The 15,255-nt window shown below is 60.6% G+C and carries 12 protein-coding genes; 9 read left to right on the top strand and 3 right to left on the bottom strand.

Annotated elements, in window-relative coordinates:
• Nucleotides 1-6: 6 nt before the first annotated feature.
• Together AC1PUL_RS08020 and gltA are read right to left on the bottom strand one after the other, a co-directional pair.
• Nucleotides 7-1,896 carry a peptidylprolyl isomerase gene (locus AC1PUL_RS08020; protein ID WP_480467703.1) on the bottom strand — a complete coding sequence of 630 codons (1,890 nt, stop codon included), beginning with the start codon at nucleotides 1,894-1,896 and terminating at the stop codon, nucleotides 7-9.
• 216 nt (nucleotides 1,897-2,112) lie between these two features.
• On the bottom strand, nucleotides 2,113-3,402 hold the full coding sequence (gene gltA, locus AC1PUL_RS08015; protein ID WP_298465318.1) for a citrate synthase: 1,290 nt from the start codon (nucleotides 3,400-3,402) through the stop codon (nucleotides 2,113-2,115).
• Nucleotides 3,403-3,667: 265 nt separating this feature from the next.
• Between gltA and AC1PUL_RS08010 the strand changes: the two genes are divergently transcribed.
• On the top strand, nucleotides 3,668-6,130 hold the full coding sequence (locus tag AC1PUL_RS08010; RefSeq protein ID WP_480467702.1) for a ComEC/Rec2 family competence protein: 2,463 nt from the start codon (nucleotides 3,668-3,670) through the stop codon (nucleotides 6,128-6,130).
• Here the strand turns inward: AC1PUL_RS08010 and lexA are convergent.
• Nucleotides 6,124-6,843 carry a transcriptional repressor LexA gene (gene lexA / locus AC1PUL_RS08005; RefSeq protein ID WP_480467700.1) on the bottom strand — a complete coding sequence of 240 codons (720 nt, stop codon included), beginning with the start codon at nucleotides 6,841-6,843 and terminating at the stop codon, nucleotides 6,124-6,126. The genes AC1PUL_RS08010 and lexA overlap by 7 nt on opposite strands.
• 207 nt (nucleotides 6,844-7,050) lie before the next feature.
• On the opposite strand from lexA, the gene AC1PUL_RS08000 reads away from it, so the two are divergent.
• The 8 genes from AC1PUL_RS08000 to AC1PUL_RS07965 all read left to right on the top strand — a co-directional run bounded on the left by AC1PUL_RS08000 (nucleotide 7,051) and on the right by AC1PUL_RS07965 (nucleotide 15,247).
• A complete protein-coding gene (locus AC1PUL_RS08000) occupies nucleotides 7,051-7,593 on the top strand; it encodes a DUF1003 domain-containing protein (RefSeq protein WP_480467699.1) in 543 nt (180 codons plus the stop codon).
• Between the two features lie 39 nt (nucleotides 7,594-7,632).
• Nucleotides 7,633-8,523, top strand: a complete 891-nt coding sequence (locus AC1PUL_RS07995) for a VOC family protein (protein WP_480467698.1) — start codon at nucleotides 7,633-7,635, stop codon at nucleotides 8,521-8,523.
• Nucleotides 8,520-9,368 (top strand): 3-deoxy-8-phosphooctulonate synthase, encoded by an 849-nt coding sequence (gene kdsA, locus AC1PUL_RS07990; RefSeq protein WP_480467697.1) that lies wholly within the window; start codon nucleotides 8,520-8,522, stop codon nucleotides 9,366-9,368. The genes AC1PUL_RS07995 and kdsA overlap by 4 nt, the downstream gene beginning before the upstream one ends.
• 213 nt (nucleotides 9,369-9,581) lie before the next feature.
• Complete coding sequence (eno, locus tag AC1PUL_RS07985; protein WP_185810218.1) at nucleotides 9,582-10,856, top strand: phosphopyruvate hydratase; 1,275 nt, start codon at nucleotides 9,582-9,584, stop codon at nucleotides 10,854-10,856.
• 142 nt (nucleotides 10,857-10,998) lie between these two features.
• Nucleotides 10,999-11,316, top strand: coding sequence for an FtsB family cell division protein (locus AC1PUL_RS07980; protein ID WP_480467695.1), 318 nt, complete (start codon nucleotides 10,999-11,001; stop codon nucleotides 11,314-11,316).
• 148 nt (nucleotides 11,317-11,464) lie between these two features.
• On the top strand, nucleotides 11,465-12,508 hold the full coding sequence (pdhA, locus tag AC1PUL_RS07975; RefSeq protein WP_480467694.1) for a pyruvate dehydrogenase (acetyl-transferring) E1 component subunit alpha: 1,044 nt from the start codon (nucleotides 11,465-11,467) through the stop codon (nucleotides 12,506-12,508).
• Nucleotides 12,509-12,523: 15 nt separating this feature from the next.
• A complete protein-coding gene (locus tag AC1PUL_RS07970; RefSeq protein WP_480467692.1) occupies nucleotides 12,524-13,897 on the top strand; it encodes a pyruvate dehydrogenase complex E1 component subunit beta in 1,374 nt (457 codons plus the stop codon).
• Between the two features lie 15 nt (nucleotides 13,898-13,912).
• A complete protein-coding gene (locus AC1PUL_RS07965; RefSeq protein ID WP_480467690.1) occupies nucleotides 13,913-15,247 on the top strand; it encodes a pyruvate dehydrogenase complex dihydrolipoamide acetyltransferase in 1,335 nt (444 codons plus the stop codon).
• The last annotated feature ends 8 nt before the right edge of the window (nucleotides 15,248-15,255 follow it).

Raw genomic sequence — 15,255 nt, 5'->3', positions numbered from 1 at the left:
CGACGTTTAGCGGACGATCGCCTGCTGGGCCAGCGTCTGGTTGATCGTCACGCCGTATTCCGCCTGCAGCTGACCGACCATCTGATCAAGGATGTCGTCACCGGCGGAATTGGCCATCTGGGCGATCTGCTCGTCTTCGCCGAGCGGAACGCCGCCCGTGGGCTGGTCACGCACGGCCGTCACGGTCAAAAGGATCTGGGTCGATGGATCCTCGCCGGAAGCGGTCGCGACCGTGCCCTGTGGGCCCGAGAAGGCCGCGAGGATGGCGGTTGCTCCGAGCACGCCGTCTTCGCTGCGACGCGTAATGCCTGCCTTGCTTTCGACCGCAAGACCCAGTTCCGTCGCAATGACGTCCAGGCTTGCGCCATCTGCGATCCGCTTGCGCAGGTTTTCTGCCAGAACGCCAAGCGCAATGCGCTGCTGTTCTGCAGTCCAATCAGCGACAGCCTTCTCGCGGACTTCCGCCAGTTCGCGATCCCGCTCAGCTTTGATGTCGGTTACCTCGAACCAGATGAAACCGCTGCTGCCGAGGGTCACCGAAAGGGCTTCGACGCCGATCTCGGTCCGGAAGACTTCATTCAGAAGCCTGTCCCGTTCCGGAATTCCGGCCACTTCCGTTTCGCGGGTGTCGAGACCCCGACGGTCGATGTCGGTGACTGTCGCCGTCTGCAGCTTCAGCTGGTCTGCAGCTTCCTTCAGCGTCGAGCCGCCAGCGCGCAGATCCTCAAACTGATCATGAACGGCTGTAATATCGGCGATGGCCGCAGCCTCCGCGAGTTCTTCGCGGATTTCTTCCCTGACTTCGTCCAGACTCCGGGTACGGCTTTCCTTGATATTGGTGACCCGCAGGATGACCGGCCCAAAAGCGCCGTCCACAACAGCCGTTGTTCCACCCTCCGTCGTCACGGCGAAGGCTGCCTCGGCAAGGGCCGGATCCGGCAGACGGTCGCGGGTAAAGTCACCGAGCAGGACATCGCCTGCAGTCTTGCCCTGATCGGTTACCAACTGATCGAAGCTCGTGCCGTTTTGCAGTTCCTGCAACGCCGCTTCAGCCATTTCGCGGTTTTCGAACGAGAGCTGCTCGATCGTACGCGTTCCCGCGACCTCGTAGGAGGCCTTCCGTCGCTCGTAGTCTTCGCGGATCTGTTCATCGGTGATCGATGCTGTGTCGGCGATGTCGGCCGGCTCCAGCTTTACATAGCTGAAGCTGCGATATTCCGGCGCACGGTAACCGGATTTGGTCGTTTCGAACCAGGCCGCAAGCGTTGCGTCATCGGGCGCCTTGATCGGCTCGATATTGGCATTGGTCAGAAGGATGTAGTTGATGTCGCGGTTCTCATAGCGATAGGCCTTGATGGCATCGACCAGGACCTTCGGTGCGACGAACCCGTCTGCCGTCGCATCAACGATCTGGCTACGGATCGCGACCCTTGAACGTTCCTCGATGTAGTCGTCTTCGCGCAGGCCGGCATTGCGCAGACGCGACGAAAACAGCGCCCGATCAAAGCTTCCGGCGGCATTCATGAAGGCCGGATCCTCGGCAATCAGCTGCGCGAGGCGATCCTGCGACAGGCCGAGATTCATGTCTGCCGCCAGCTGGTCGAGGGCGGCACCGGCAGCAAGCTGCGAGAACACCTGCGCCTCAATGCCGAAGGCACGCGCCTGTTCGGTCGTCAGCTGCATCCCGAACCGGTTGCTCATGTCTGCGACCTGCCGCTGATAGGCAAAGGCAAAGTCGGCCGACGACACGCTCTGATCGCCGACAGCTACAACGGTATCGGACGTGTTGCTGAACAACGATGCCGAGACACCCCAGACGCCGAAGGACACGACGAGCAGGAGAAGCAGGATCTTGGCGAACAGGGTTTGGGAAGCTTTTCTCAGGAAGACGAGCATCGGGACGCATAAACCTCATTGTCAATCTTCGTCCGGGACGAAGCAGGTTGACTTCCTTAGAACAAAGCTTTCGGGAAATGAAGGCATCTGGCCGCGAAATGCGCAGCCATCACGCGGAGTTTGATCAGCAATTGCCATGATTGCGGCGGCGAACACGCTCAAACGCAAGAAGGCCGGACAAGCCGGCCTTCTGCAATTCGTTTATAGCAACCTCAATCAGCGCTCGGTGAGCGGCTTGTAGTCGCGCTGCGGAGCGCCCGTATAGAGCTGACGCGGACGGCCGATGCGCTGTTGCGGATCTTCGATCATTTCGTTCCACTGTGCGATCCAGCCGACGGTACGTGCCAGCGCAAAGAGAACGGTGAACATGGTCGTGGGGAAGCCGAGTGCACGAAGCGTGATGCCCGAGTAGAAGTCGACATTCGGGTAGAGCTTCTTCTCGATGAAGTAGGGGTCGCTGAGCGCGATCTTCTCAAGCTCCAGTGCTACCTTCATCAGCGGATCGTCGCCGTGACCGGTCGCTTCCAGCACCTCATACATGGTCTTCTGCATGATCTTGGCGCGCGGGTCGTAGTTCTTGTAGACGCGGTGACCGAAGCCCATCAGGCGGAACGGATCGTTCTTGTCCTTGGCCTTGGCGATGTATTCCGGAATGCGGTCAACCGAGCCGATTTCCTGCAGCATGTTGAGCGCCGCTTCGTTTGCGCCACCATGTGCCGGGCCCCAGAGGCAGGCGATGCCGGCTGCGATGCAGGCAAACGGGTTCGCACCCGACGAGCCGGCGAGACGAACGGTCGAGGTGGACGCGTTCTGTTCATGATCGGCGTGCAGGATGAAGATGCGGTCCATGGCGCGGGCCAGAACCGGGTTCACCTTGTACTCTTCGCACGGCACGGCAAAGCACATGCGCAGGAAGTTCGAGGCGTAATCGAGATCGTTCTTCGGATAAACGAAGGGTTGGCCGATGTGGTACTTGTAGGCCATGGCGGCGATCGTCGGCATCTTCGCGATCATGCGCAGCGAAGCGACCATGCGCTGATGCGGATCGGTGATGTCGGTCGAGTCGTGGTAGAAGGCCGAGAGAGCGCCAACCGTGCCGACCATGACGGCCATCGGATGGGCGTCACGACGATAGCCGGTGAAGAAGCGGCTCATCTGCTCATGCACCATGGTGTGATGCGTGACGCGGTAATCGAAATCCTTCTTCTGCGCAGCCGTCGGCAGTTCGCCGTAGAGCAGCAGGTAGCAGACTTCGAGGAAGTCGCCCTTCTCGGCGAGCTGTTCGATCGGATAGCCGCGATGCAGCAGAACGCCTTCGTCACCGTCGATATATGTGATCTTGGATTCGCAGGATGCCGTGGACGTAAAGCCCGGATCGTAGGTAAACGTACCCGTGTGCTTGTAAAGGGCGCCGATGTCGATGACGTCGGGGCCGATCGTGCCGGCCCTGACGCTCAGGTCGACAGTCTTGTCCCCGAGTTTCAAAGTAGCGCTTTTGTCCGTCATGCTGTCCTCCGGAATTGGCGGGAAGGCGTCTTGGAAAAGCCGCCATCGGTTAAGCGTATCGATGTAGCTATATGATACCGAAGTTAATGCCAAGCTATCCAAAGGGCAAATTGTGCGTCGCGAAAACGGCAACAATCGAACCGAACGGTTCTAGCCGGCTGAAGCCCGGATAGGCGGCAGACTTACGAATTTTTGCACGCATTGATTGATTTGCAAATTCCCCTATTCTGTCAGCGGATGGGGTGGCTCCGCACGGGTGAGCCGGATGGCGGAAGTGTTGGAAACCAAGGGGGAAGAGGGCCCCCGGGCCGGTCAAGCATCGGCCCGGTTAGAGGCCCCGCGACTGTTGAGAGCAACTTATCTGCCCATGCCCACGGTGACGGGCCACTCGGTTGCAGTGCGCGCCGCCGTGCTACGACTGAGCAGCCGGGTGCGACAATCGCTTTCAGACGAAAGTCGATACGGTCATTTCTTTCTTTTTCTACCGGTCTGGATCGGGACCGGCGCCGCGATCTGGTTTTCGGTCCCGCAGCCTCCGTCTTCGATCGTCCTTTGGTTTGTCCTCGCCTGTCTGGGCGTCCTACTCACGCGTTCGGCTCGAGGCACGGCGACTGCAATTGTGCTTTGGAGCGCAAGCCTGATCCTTTGTGGGATTCTATTGGCCGTTTGGGAGACAGGGCGGGTGTCCACCGTCATCCTGGATCAGCCACTGGTCACGACGGTCACAGGAACAGTCGAACGACGTGAGCAGGGCGCGTCGGGAGAATGGCGCTATACGCTGCGGGTCACCGGCACCGAGCAACCGACAATCCGTCGTCCGCCCGGACGTGTCTCGCTGCTCGCACGCAGCGACCATGTTCCGGCTGCCATCGGCGAGCAACTGACCGGTCGCGCGCGACTATCGCCGCCGTCGGGGCCCGCCTTGCCCGGTTTGAATGATTTTGCGTTTCAGAGCTACTTCGCCGGGATTGGTGCTGTCGGCTTCTTCCTCGGCCCACCAGAGGCGCGGGACACGGCAGACCCGGGGGGGCAGGATCTGTTGACCCGCTTCGATGCCGCCTTGTTTTCGCTGCGTGATCGCATTTCCCATCGCATCCGGACGGTCTTGCCAGGTGATCCAGGAGCCTTTGCCGCGTCCATCATCACCGGCGAACGGCGATCAATGTCGGACGAAGCGACCGAAGCGCTGCGGCTGTCGGGTCTTGCCCATATAACGGCGATCTCAGGCCTCAACATGGCACTCGCCGCTGGCATCTTCTTCGTCGGCTTGCGAGGTTTGCTCAGCCTTTTTCCAGCCTTTGCGCATCGCTATCCAATCAAGAAAATCGCTGCTGCCGGCGCGCTTCTAGCGACCACCGGCTACGTGCTGATATCCGGTTACCAGGTCTCGGCACTGCGAGCCTATCTGATGACGGCTATCATGTTGGGCGCCGTGCTCTTCGATCGCCCCGCCGTCAGCCTTCACAATCTCGCGCTGGCAGCGACGGCTATCCTCGCGGTGCAGCCTTCTGCGGTTATGGGACCAAGCTTCCAGATGTCGTTCGCCGCAACCGCCGCCCTGATTGCCGGTTACGCCGGGTGGCGCGCGCGACCGCGAGCGATTCTCCCCCAGGCCAAGTCGCTGTCGCTGCGGATCGCCTCGGGCAGCGTCAAATTCGTCGGGGGCACACTCGCGACGTCCCTGATTGGCGGGGTCGCAACGGCCGTCTTTGCCATTAGCCATTTCCACCGCCTCTCTACCCACGGCTTGGAAGCCAATCTGGCAGCCATGCCGCTGATCTCGCTCGTCGTGATGCCCTCGGGTTTCATTGCCATGCTGCTGATGCCCTTCGGGCTGGATGCGCCATTCTTTTGGATCATGGGGCAGGGGCTGGAATTGGTGCTCGCCGTTGCCTACGAGGTTTCAAGTTGGGGCGGCGGCTATGTGTTTCCCCGACTGCCAGACATCTTCATGCTCGGTACGATTGCCGGCATGCTCTTGCTGACCCTATTGAAGACGCCGATCAGGCATATCGGGACGGCCTTGATCGCCTGCACGATCGCCGTCACCTGGTTTGGTCCGAAGCAACCCATCGGGGAACTGTTGATCAGCGAGGACGCCCGCCTCGTTGCGCTCAGACTGGGCGAGGGCGAGACGACTAAGGTGGCCGTCAACAGAGCCGGCCCGCCCGCCTTCGTTTTCGATCAGTGGCGGCCTGTGCTTGGCATTGGAGAGGCGATCCCCCCGACCATGCTGTCCATCGGCCCGCTGCCGCCGGCACCCGACAGAGGATCGCAGCAAAGTCTCTCTGCGGATCAGCGGCGAGACGCGCAGGAGATTCTGGATGTTCTTCGTGCTTCCGCCGTAACGAGCCATTTCACTTGCATCAAGCAAGCTTGCACCATCAAACTGAGAAATGGCACCACGCTTCTGACGCTGGAGCGTCCCGATCTCGCCGGAACGGCCTGTGACCGCGCGGACATTCTGGTGCTTTCGGCACGCATCCGCATGCAAGGCTGCCGCTCGGGCGCGTTGCTGATCTCAGAAACCAGCCTTCGGGCCACGGGATCCCTGGAGATCTCAGGACTTGATGGCGATCGAAACGCCATCAACATCATCCCCGCCTATCACGGGCCACCACGTCCCTGGACTGCGCACCGTCTTTACGACTGGCGCACAGGCTCAATGGCGACCGCACATGAATTCAGCAACGGCGCGCCCGAGGCACACCGATATGCAGCTCAATGATAGCGTCGAATGAGACCGACCAGCTTGCCCTGTATCTTGACGCGATCCGGCGGGAATATTCGGGTCTCGTAGGCCGGGTTGGCGGCTTCGAGGGCAATCGACGCACCGCGGCGACGAAAGCGCTTGAGCGTTGCCTCTTCATCATCGACCAGCGCGACGATGATGTCGCCCGGATTGGCATTCGACGCATTACGGATGATCACGGTGTCGCCGTCGAGAATGCCGGCTTCAATCATCGAATCCCCCTTCACCTCAAGCGCGTAATGCACGCCGGAGCCAATCATCTCAGCCGGGACGGTGATGTCATGCGTGTTGTTCTGGATCGCCGAAATCGGCACGCCCGCTGCAATCCGGCCCATGACGGGCACCGAGACGGAGGCGCCATTGTCTTGCTCTGTGGACTTGACGGGCGCAGCAGGCGGCGGCGGCGCCTTGCCGAGACTGCCCTCGATCACACTCGGCGCAAAGCCGCGACGCGGTTGAATGCTCGGCGAATAGGCTTCCGGAAGCTTGATGACCTCCAGTGCCCGCGCACGGTTCGGCAAGCGCCGGATGAAGCCCCGTTCTTCAAGCGCCGTGATCAACCGGTGGATGCCGGATTTCGATGCGAGGTCCAGCGCGTCCTTCATCTCGTCGAAGGACGGCGGGACACCCGATTCCTTCATCCGTTCGTGGATGAAGAGAAGCAGTTCCTGTTGCTTGCGCGTCAGCATATGTGGTGCCCCTAAGATGAAACAAAGCCAGAACAGACACTATATGTTCCAGTTGTGTTCCGCAAGTGGATAAATTTTCGTGAAGAACGGGTGAGAAAATGCGATAGCCCACGGAAAGGCTATTCAAACCGTTGGTTCGAAGCGCCTCAGAGCCGTGGTCGATAAGCCCCGGGAGGCACCGGGGAACCATCTTTCAGGATGTTGTTAATGCTCAAGGATATCGAGAAGCTCGTTCTGGGGAAGTCGTCATCTGATCTTTCCTCGGCCGAGAAAAACGTGCTGAAGCGAGCGCGCGAGCGTCGGACGGTCTCCACCAACGCCGGTGAGGATTTTCTCGCCAATGCGAGCTTCGGGGAAAGACTTGCCGACGCAATTGCAAGGGTCGGCGGGTCCTGGGGCTTCATCATCAGCTTTATGCTGTTTCTCGTCTGCTGGGTGATTCTCAACACCGTGATTCTGGCCAGCGGGGCCCTCGATCCCTATCCTTTTATATTTCTCAACCTGCTGCTTTCTATGCTTGCGGCGATCCAGGCGCCCATCATCATGATGAGCCAGAACCGCCAGGCGGAGCGGGATCGGTTCATGGCGGCCAAGGATTACGAGATCAATTTGAAGGCGGAGATCGAGGTCCTGGCGCTTCATCACAAGATTGACGAGCAGGTCCTGACAGAACTGCGTGAGGCCCGCCAGGAGCTGAGTGCTCTGCGTGCGTTGATCGAGAACCTTCAAAATCAGAACCGCCTTTCCTAGATGCAAGGCGTCCTCAGCGAGCAGAAGACGAGATTGTCCATGTCCCAGACGTCTGGTGCGCCCCGCGCAATTGATCACCTTGTTCTGCCTGTCATTGATCTCGACACCGCTCGATTAAGGCTCGCGAACCTCGGCTTTACGATTGCGTCGGATGCGCGCCACCCCTTCGGCACGGAAAACGCCTGCGTCTTCTTCGGCGACGACACCTATCTTGAACCGCTGGCCGTGGGCAGCCGGGAGGACTGTCTCGACGCGGTGCGCAGCGGCAATGTCTTTGTCGCCCGCGATCAGGCTTTCCGCTTTCGCCACGGCGAAGGCATGTCAGCCCTCGTGGTCAAGACCGTCGATGCCATGGCGGACGATGCGCGGTATCGCGATGAGGGTATGAGTGCGGGTTCCTTGCTCGAATTTTCCCGCCAGTTCCGTTTCCCGGATGGTCGGATGGCAGAGGGAGCCTTCAGGCTTGCCTTCGCAGCCGACCTTCGCGCTCCAGACTTCTTCGGCTTTGCCTGCGAACGCGTAAATCCGATCCCCGCATATCGTGGTCCTCTGCTGGTTCACGCGAACGGTGCGGCAGGTCTTTCGCGTATCGTGCTGGTCGAGGAAAACCCGAGTGACTTTCAATACTTTCTGGAATTGCTGCTGCAGCGCGATGTGACTGCTCACTCTTTCGGGCTGTCGATCAAAAGCGCCAACGCAGTGGTCGATATTCTGACGCCTCAAGGGTTCATGATGCATTTTGGGCACGAGGTTCACATTCCGGAGCGCGGCCTGCGCGGAGCGGCGATCATATTCTCCGTAACGGATCTCGGCGTGACAGAAGCCTGCCTCGCTGCTAAAGGCGTCACCTATCACAAAACGGGCGCGCGCCTCGTCGTCGCGCCGGAAAAGGGGCAAGGCGTGACCTTCGCCTTCGAGGAGTTGAAATGAGCGTTTCTCCCAATTCGGAAGTCGTGGTCGGTGAAGGTTCGGCCAAGGCCGTCTTCTCCCAGAAGGGCCGCTTTGCCCTGATCGCCGGTCCCTGCCAGATGGAAAGCCGAGACCACGCTTTCATGATCGCCGGTCAACTCGTCGAGCTCTGCCGCGAGCTTGGCCTCGGCCTGGTCTACAAGTCCTCCTTCGACAAGGCGAACCGCACCTCCTTGTCTGCCGAGCGTGGCATCGGGCTCGAAAAGGCAATGGAAGTCTTCGCCGACATCAAGAAGGAATTCGGCGTTCCGGTTCTGACCGACATTCACACCGAAGAGCAGTGCGCCGCCGTGGCCCCGACCGTCGACGTCCTGCAAATCCCGGCTTTCCTCTGCCGCCAGACGGATCTCCTGGTCGCGGCAGCCAAAACCGGTCGTGCGATCAACGTCAAGAAGGGCCAGTTCCTCGCCCCCTGGGACATGAAGAATGTCCTCAACAAGATCACCGGTTCCGGCAATCCGAATGTTCTGCTCTGCGAGCGTGGCGCCTCCTTCGGCTACAACACGCTCGTCTCCGACATGCGCTCGCTGCCGATCATGGCCGCCATGGGTGCGCCCGTGGTGTTTGACGCGACCCATTCGGTCCAGCAGCCGGGCGGACAGGGCGGCTCGTCGGGCGGGCAGCGTGAATTCGTCGAGACGCTGGCGCGTGCAGCCGTCGCGGTCGGTGTCGGCGGTCTCTTCATCGAGACTCACCAGGACCCGGACAATGCCCCCTCCGACGGCCCGAACATGGTCAAGATCACCGACATGCGTCGTCTGCTCGAAAAGCTGATCGCCTTTGACGATATCGCCAAGGCTGCTTGAGCCTCTCTGGCGGCGCTTCAATCGGTTGAACTGGAAGCGCCGCCAATCATTGTGATTTAAATCGATTAGATTTCGTTCATTTCACGTCCTATCCGTCATTGTATTTTCCCGATCATCGGATATGAGAGGATGACTCACAGGCAGGTCCGGCGGTAGTGCGCCCGATGATCGGCCTTCCGAGCCTTCTCCAATTTCCGTCTTCAGGGAGCGAACATGACCGCCATCACCGACATCATCGGCCGCGAAATACTCGACAGCCGCGGCAACCCGACCGTCGAGGTCGACGTCTATCTGGAAGACGGCAGCATGGGCCGCGCAGCCGTTCCCTCGGGCGCATCGACTGGCGCGCACGAAGCCGTCGAACTGCGTGACGGTGGCAAGCGCTATCTCGGCAAGGGCGTCGAGAAGGCCGTCGAAGCCGTCAACGGCGAGATCTATGACGCGATCGGCGGTCATGATGCTGAAAACCAGATCCAGATCGACAATCTGATGATTCAGCTCGATGGCACGCCGAACAAGTCGCGCCTTGGCGCCAACGCCATCCTTGGCGTCTCGCTGGCCGTTGCCAAGGCTGCCGCTCAGTCCTCTGGCCTGCCGCTCTACCGCTATGTCGGCGGCCCGAACGCCCATGTCCTGCCGGTTCCGATGATGAACATCATCAATGGCGGCGCCCATGCCGACAATCCGATCGACTTCCAGGAATTCATGATCGTTCCGGTCGGCGCTGAGACCATCCGCGACGCCGTTCGCATGGGTTCGGAAGTCTTCCACACGCTGAAGAAGCAGCTTGCCGCCGACGGCCACAACACGAACGTCGGTGACGAAGGCGGTTTCGCCCCGGGTCTCGCCTCGGCTCCGGCTGCCCTCGACTTCATCATGAAGTCGATCGAAAAGGCCGGCTATCGTCCGGGCGAAGACATGCATATCGCGCTCGACTGCGCCTCGACCGAGTTCTTCAAGGACGGCAAGTACGTTCTCGAAGGCGAAGGCCGCACGCTTGAGCCGGAAGCCATGGCGGAATATCTCGCCGAACTCGCTGCCAAGTACCCGATCTTCTCGATCGAAGACGGCATGGCAGAAGACGACTGGGACGGCTGGAAGGCCCTGACCGACAAGATCGGCAAGAAGGTTCAGCTCGTCGGAGACGATCTCTTCGTCACCAATTCGGCCCGCCTGCGCGACGGCATCAAGATGGGTGTGGCCAACTCCATCCTCGTCAAGGTCAACCAGATCGGTTCGCTCTCGGAAACCCTCGACGCCGTCTCGACCGCCCATCGCGCCGCCTACACCGCCGTGATGTCGCATCGTTCGGGAGAAACCGAGGATTCGACGATTGCCGATCTCGCGGTCGCCACCAACTGCGGTCAGATCAAGACCGGCTCGCTCGCCCGCTCGGACCGCACCGCTAAGTACAACCAGCTGATCCGCATTGAGGAAGAGCTCGGTCCGCAAGCAGTCTACGCAGGCACCTCGATCCTGCGCGGCTGATTAACGGCTATCCTGAATTGAAGCCCGTGCCGGTTCCCACCGGTGCGGGCTTTTTCTTTTGCGCTGCAATCAAGGTCAACGGTCGGTTAAGATATGACGGTTACCCTTGAGATCAGTTTCGCGTTTCAGGGCATCTGTCGGCATGTGGACCAGACATCATAAAAAGAAGAAATACGGTCGTCTCATTCTCCCAGCCGTCACCATCGCTTTCCTGTCCTATTTTGGCTACCACTCGGTTCACGGCGACTATGGCCTGAAGGCCGGCCAGGAATTTGAGCGCATTCGCACGGAGCGGGCTGCAGAATTGGAGAAGCTGGTAGCCCAGAGGACCACCTTGGAGAAGGAGGTCGGCTTGCTCAGCGATGGCTCGCTCGACGAAGACATCATCGACGAGAAGGCGCGTTACCAGCTGAACATGTCGCGCCCGGATGAAATCGTGATATTCAACACGTATTTCTGATTAACTGAAATTGAGTTAATCGTAAATTTTTCTGCTATTACAGTTGCTTGCGGCGAATGTGAGCCATGCATTTATGGCATTGCCGCCGCCTCGTTTCTTCCCTATTCTGTGTCCAACTTTGGACCATAATAACCCATGGGAGGGATGCATGGCTCGCAAGCCTGCGACTGCGACCGGTCGGAAAACCTCGGCCAAGCCTGCCAAGAAAGAGTTTACCCAAGGAGCGATTGTCGAGTTCGATAAGGCCCAGGAACTCCTGGCCTATCGCGAAATGCTGCTGATCCGCCGTTTCGAGGAAAAGGCCGGCCAGCTCTACGGTATGGGCTTCATCGGCGGCTTCTGTCACCTTTACATTGGCCAGGAAGCTGTCGTTGTCGGCATGCAGATGGCGCTGAAGGAAGGCGATCAGGTCATCACCGGCTATCGTGACCATGGTCACATGCTGGCCTGCGGCATGAGCGCCCGTGGCGTCATGGCCGAGTTGACCGGTCGTCGCGGCGGCCTGTCGAAAGGCAAGGGCGGCTCGATGCACATGTTCTCCAAGGAAAAGCATTTCTACGGCGGTCACGGCATCGTCGGTGCTCAGGTGTCGCTTGGTACCGGTCTCGCCTTCGCCAACAAGTATCGCGGCAATGACAATGTCTCGCTCGCTTATTTCGGCGATGGCGCGGCCAACCAGGGCCAGGTCTATGAGAGCTTCAACATGGCTCGCCTGTGGAACCTGCCGGTGATCTACATCATTGAGAACAACCGCTACGCCATGGGCACCGCAGTCTCGCGCGCCTCGGCTCAGACCGACTTCTCGCAGCGCGGCGTGTCCTTCAATATTCCGGGTATTCAGGTTGATGGCATGGACGTCCGCGCCGTCAAGGCGGCGGCCGATCAGGCTGTCGAGCACTGCCGCTCGGGTAAGGGTCCGATCATCCTGGAAATGCTGACCTATCGTTATCGTGGTCACTCCATGTCCGACCCGGCGAAATATCGCTCCAAGGAAGAAGTGCAGAAAATGCGCTCCGAACAGGATCCGATTGAGCAGGTTCGCGCCCGTCTCCTGGAAAAGGGCTGGGCATCCGAGGACGAGCTGAAGGCAATCGACAAGGACGTCCGCGACATCGTGGCCGACTCGGCCGATTTCGCCCAGGCCGATCCGGAGCCGGATGTATCCGAGCTCTACACCGACATTCTGCTCTAATCGGGGAGGGAACCCATGCCGATCGAAATCCTCATGCCCGCCCTCTCTCCGACCATGGAAGAAGGCACGCTGTCCAAGTGGGTCAAGAAGGAAGGCGACACCATCAAGTCTGGTGACGTGATCGCCGAAATCGAGACCGACAAGGCCACCATGGAAGTCGAAGCTGTGGACGAAGGCGTCCTCGGCAAGATCCTGGTCGCTGCCGGCACCGAAAACGTCAGGGTCAACACCGCGATCGCTGTCCTGCTGCAGGATGGTGAAAGTGCCGATGCTGCTTCGGCTCCGAAGGCCGCAGCTCCGGCGGAAGCTCCCGCTGCTGCCGCCCCTGCCGCAGCACCCGTTCCGGCGGCACCTGCTGCCCCGGCACCGGTCGCCGCCGCCGATCCGGCCATTCCGGCTGGCACCGAAATGGTGACCATGACCGTTCGCGAAGCCCTTCGCGAAGCCATGGCCGAGGAAATGCGCGCCAACCCCGACGTCTTCATCATGGGTGAAGAAGTCGCCGAATATCAGGGTGCCTACAAGATCACGCAAGGGTTGCTGCAGGAGTTTGGCCCACAGCGCGTCGTCGACACCCCGATCACCGAGCATGGCTTTGCCGGTATCGCCGTCGGCGCCGCCATGGCTGGCCTGCGCCCGATCGTCGAGTTCATGACCTTCAACTTCGCCATGCAGGCGATCGACCAGATCATCAACTCGGCGGCCAAGACGCTCTACATGTCGGGCGGTCAGATGGGGGCGCCGATGGTCTTCCGTGGACCGAACGGTGCAGCAGCCCGCGTTGCCGCCCAGCACAGCCAGGATTATGCCGCATGGTACAGCCACATCCCGGGCCTCAAGGTCATCCAACCCTATTCGGCGGCTGACGCCAAGGGTCTCCTGAAGGCTGCCATCCGCGATCCGAACCCGATCATCTTCCTCGAAAACGAGATCCTCTACGGTCAGTCCTTCGAAGTGCCGAAGATGGACGATTTCGTCCTGCCGATCGGCAAGGCTCGCCTGCACAAGGCCGGCAAGGATGTGACCATGGTCTCCTGGGGCATCGGCATGACCTATGCGGTCAAGGCCGTGGACGAGCTGACCAAGGAAGGCATCGATGTCGAGCTGATCGACCTGCGCACCATCCGTCCGATGGACCTGCCGGCGATCATCGAATCGGTCAAGAAGACAGGTCGCCTCGTCACCGTCGAGGAAGGCTTCCCGCAGTCCTCCGTCGGCGACTTCATCTCCAACACCGTCCAGCGCGAAGCCTTCGACTATCTCGATGCCCCGGTCATCACGATCGCCGGCAAGGATGTGCCGATGCCTTACGCGGCAAACCTCGAAAAGCTCGCTCTGCCGAATGTCGGCGAAGTGATCCAGGCGGTCAAAGCCGTCTGCTACAAGTAAGGGGAGGCGAGGCTCATGCCGATCAATATCACCATGCCGGCTCTCTCTCCGACCATGGAAGAGGGCAATCTGGCGAAGTGGCTGGTCAAGGAAGGCGATAAGGTCAAATCCGGCGACGTGATCGCCGAGATCGAAACCGACAAGGCAACCATGGAAGTGGAAGCCGTCGATGAAGGGATCGTGGCCAAGCTCGTCGTTCCCGCCGGCACGGAAGCCGTCAAGGTCAATGCCGTGATCGCAATCCTCGCCGCCGATGGCGAGGATCTGGCGGCCGCTGCGGCCGGTGGTGGCACCGCCGCCCCGAAGGCCGAGGCTGCCCCGGCTCCGAAGGCGGAAGCCGCCCCGGCGGCTGCTCCTGCGCCCGTCACTACGGCAGCTGCTCCGGTGGCGCCGGCAGCCTCGACAGGCGAACGCGTCTTCGCTTCGCCGCTCGCCCGTCGTTTGGCGAAGGAAGCCGGTCTCGACCTCAAGGCCGTCTCGGGCTCCGGTCCGAAGGGCCGCGTCGTCAAGAGCGACGTCGAAAAGGCCGTCAGCGCCGGTGGTGCCAATGCTGCTCCGGCACCTGCTGCTGCTGCATCGGCTGCCGCGCCGACACCGGCTCTTGCCAAGGGTCCGTCCGACGAAGCCGTTCTCAAGAACTTCGCCGAAGGTTCCTACGATCTCGTGCCGCATGACGGCATGCGCAAGACGATCGCCAAGCGCCTGCAGGAATTGAAGCAGACCATTCCGCACTTCTACGTCTCCGTGGATTGCGAACTGGATGCGCTCTTGGCGCTGCGTGCCCAGCTCAACGCCGCCGCCCCGGAAAAGGACGGCAAGCCGGCCTATAAGCTGTCGGTCAACGACATGGTGATCAAGGCCCTGGCCCTCGCGCTCCGCGACGTGCCGGATGCCAACGTCTCCTGGACGGACACCAACATGGTCAAGCACAAGCATGCCGATGTCGGCGTGGCTGTCTCGATCCCCGGCGGCCTGATCACCCCGATCATCCGCAAGGCCGAGACGAAGAGCCTGTCCACCATCTCCAACGAGATGAAGGACCTGGGCAAGCGCGCCAAGGACCGCAAGCTGAAGCCCGAGGAATATCAGGGCGGCACGACCGCCGTGTCCAACATGGGCATGATGGGCGTGAAGAGCTTCTCGGCCGTGGTCAACCCGCCGCATGCAACGATCCTTGCGGTCGGTGCCGGCGAAGAGCGGGTTGTCGTCAAGAATGGCGAGATGAAGATCGCCAATGTCATGACCGTGACGCTCTCCACCGACCATCGCTGCGTCGATGGCGCGCTCGGAGCCGAGCTGCTCGGCGCCTTCAAGCGCTACATCGAAAATCCGATGGGCATGCTGGTCTGATCCGGGGA

Source organism: Rhizobium sp. P43 (assembly GCF_056730705.1).
This window is presented reverse-complemented; position numbering and strand designations above follow the sequence as displayed.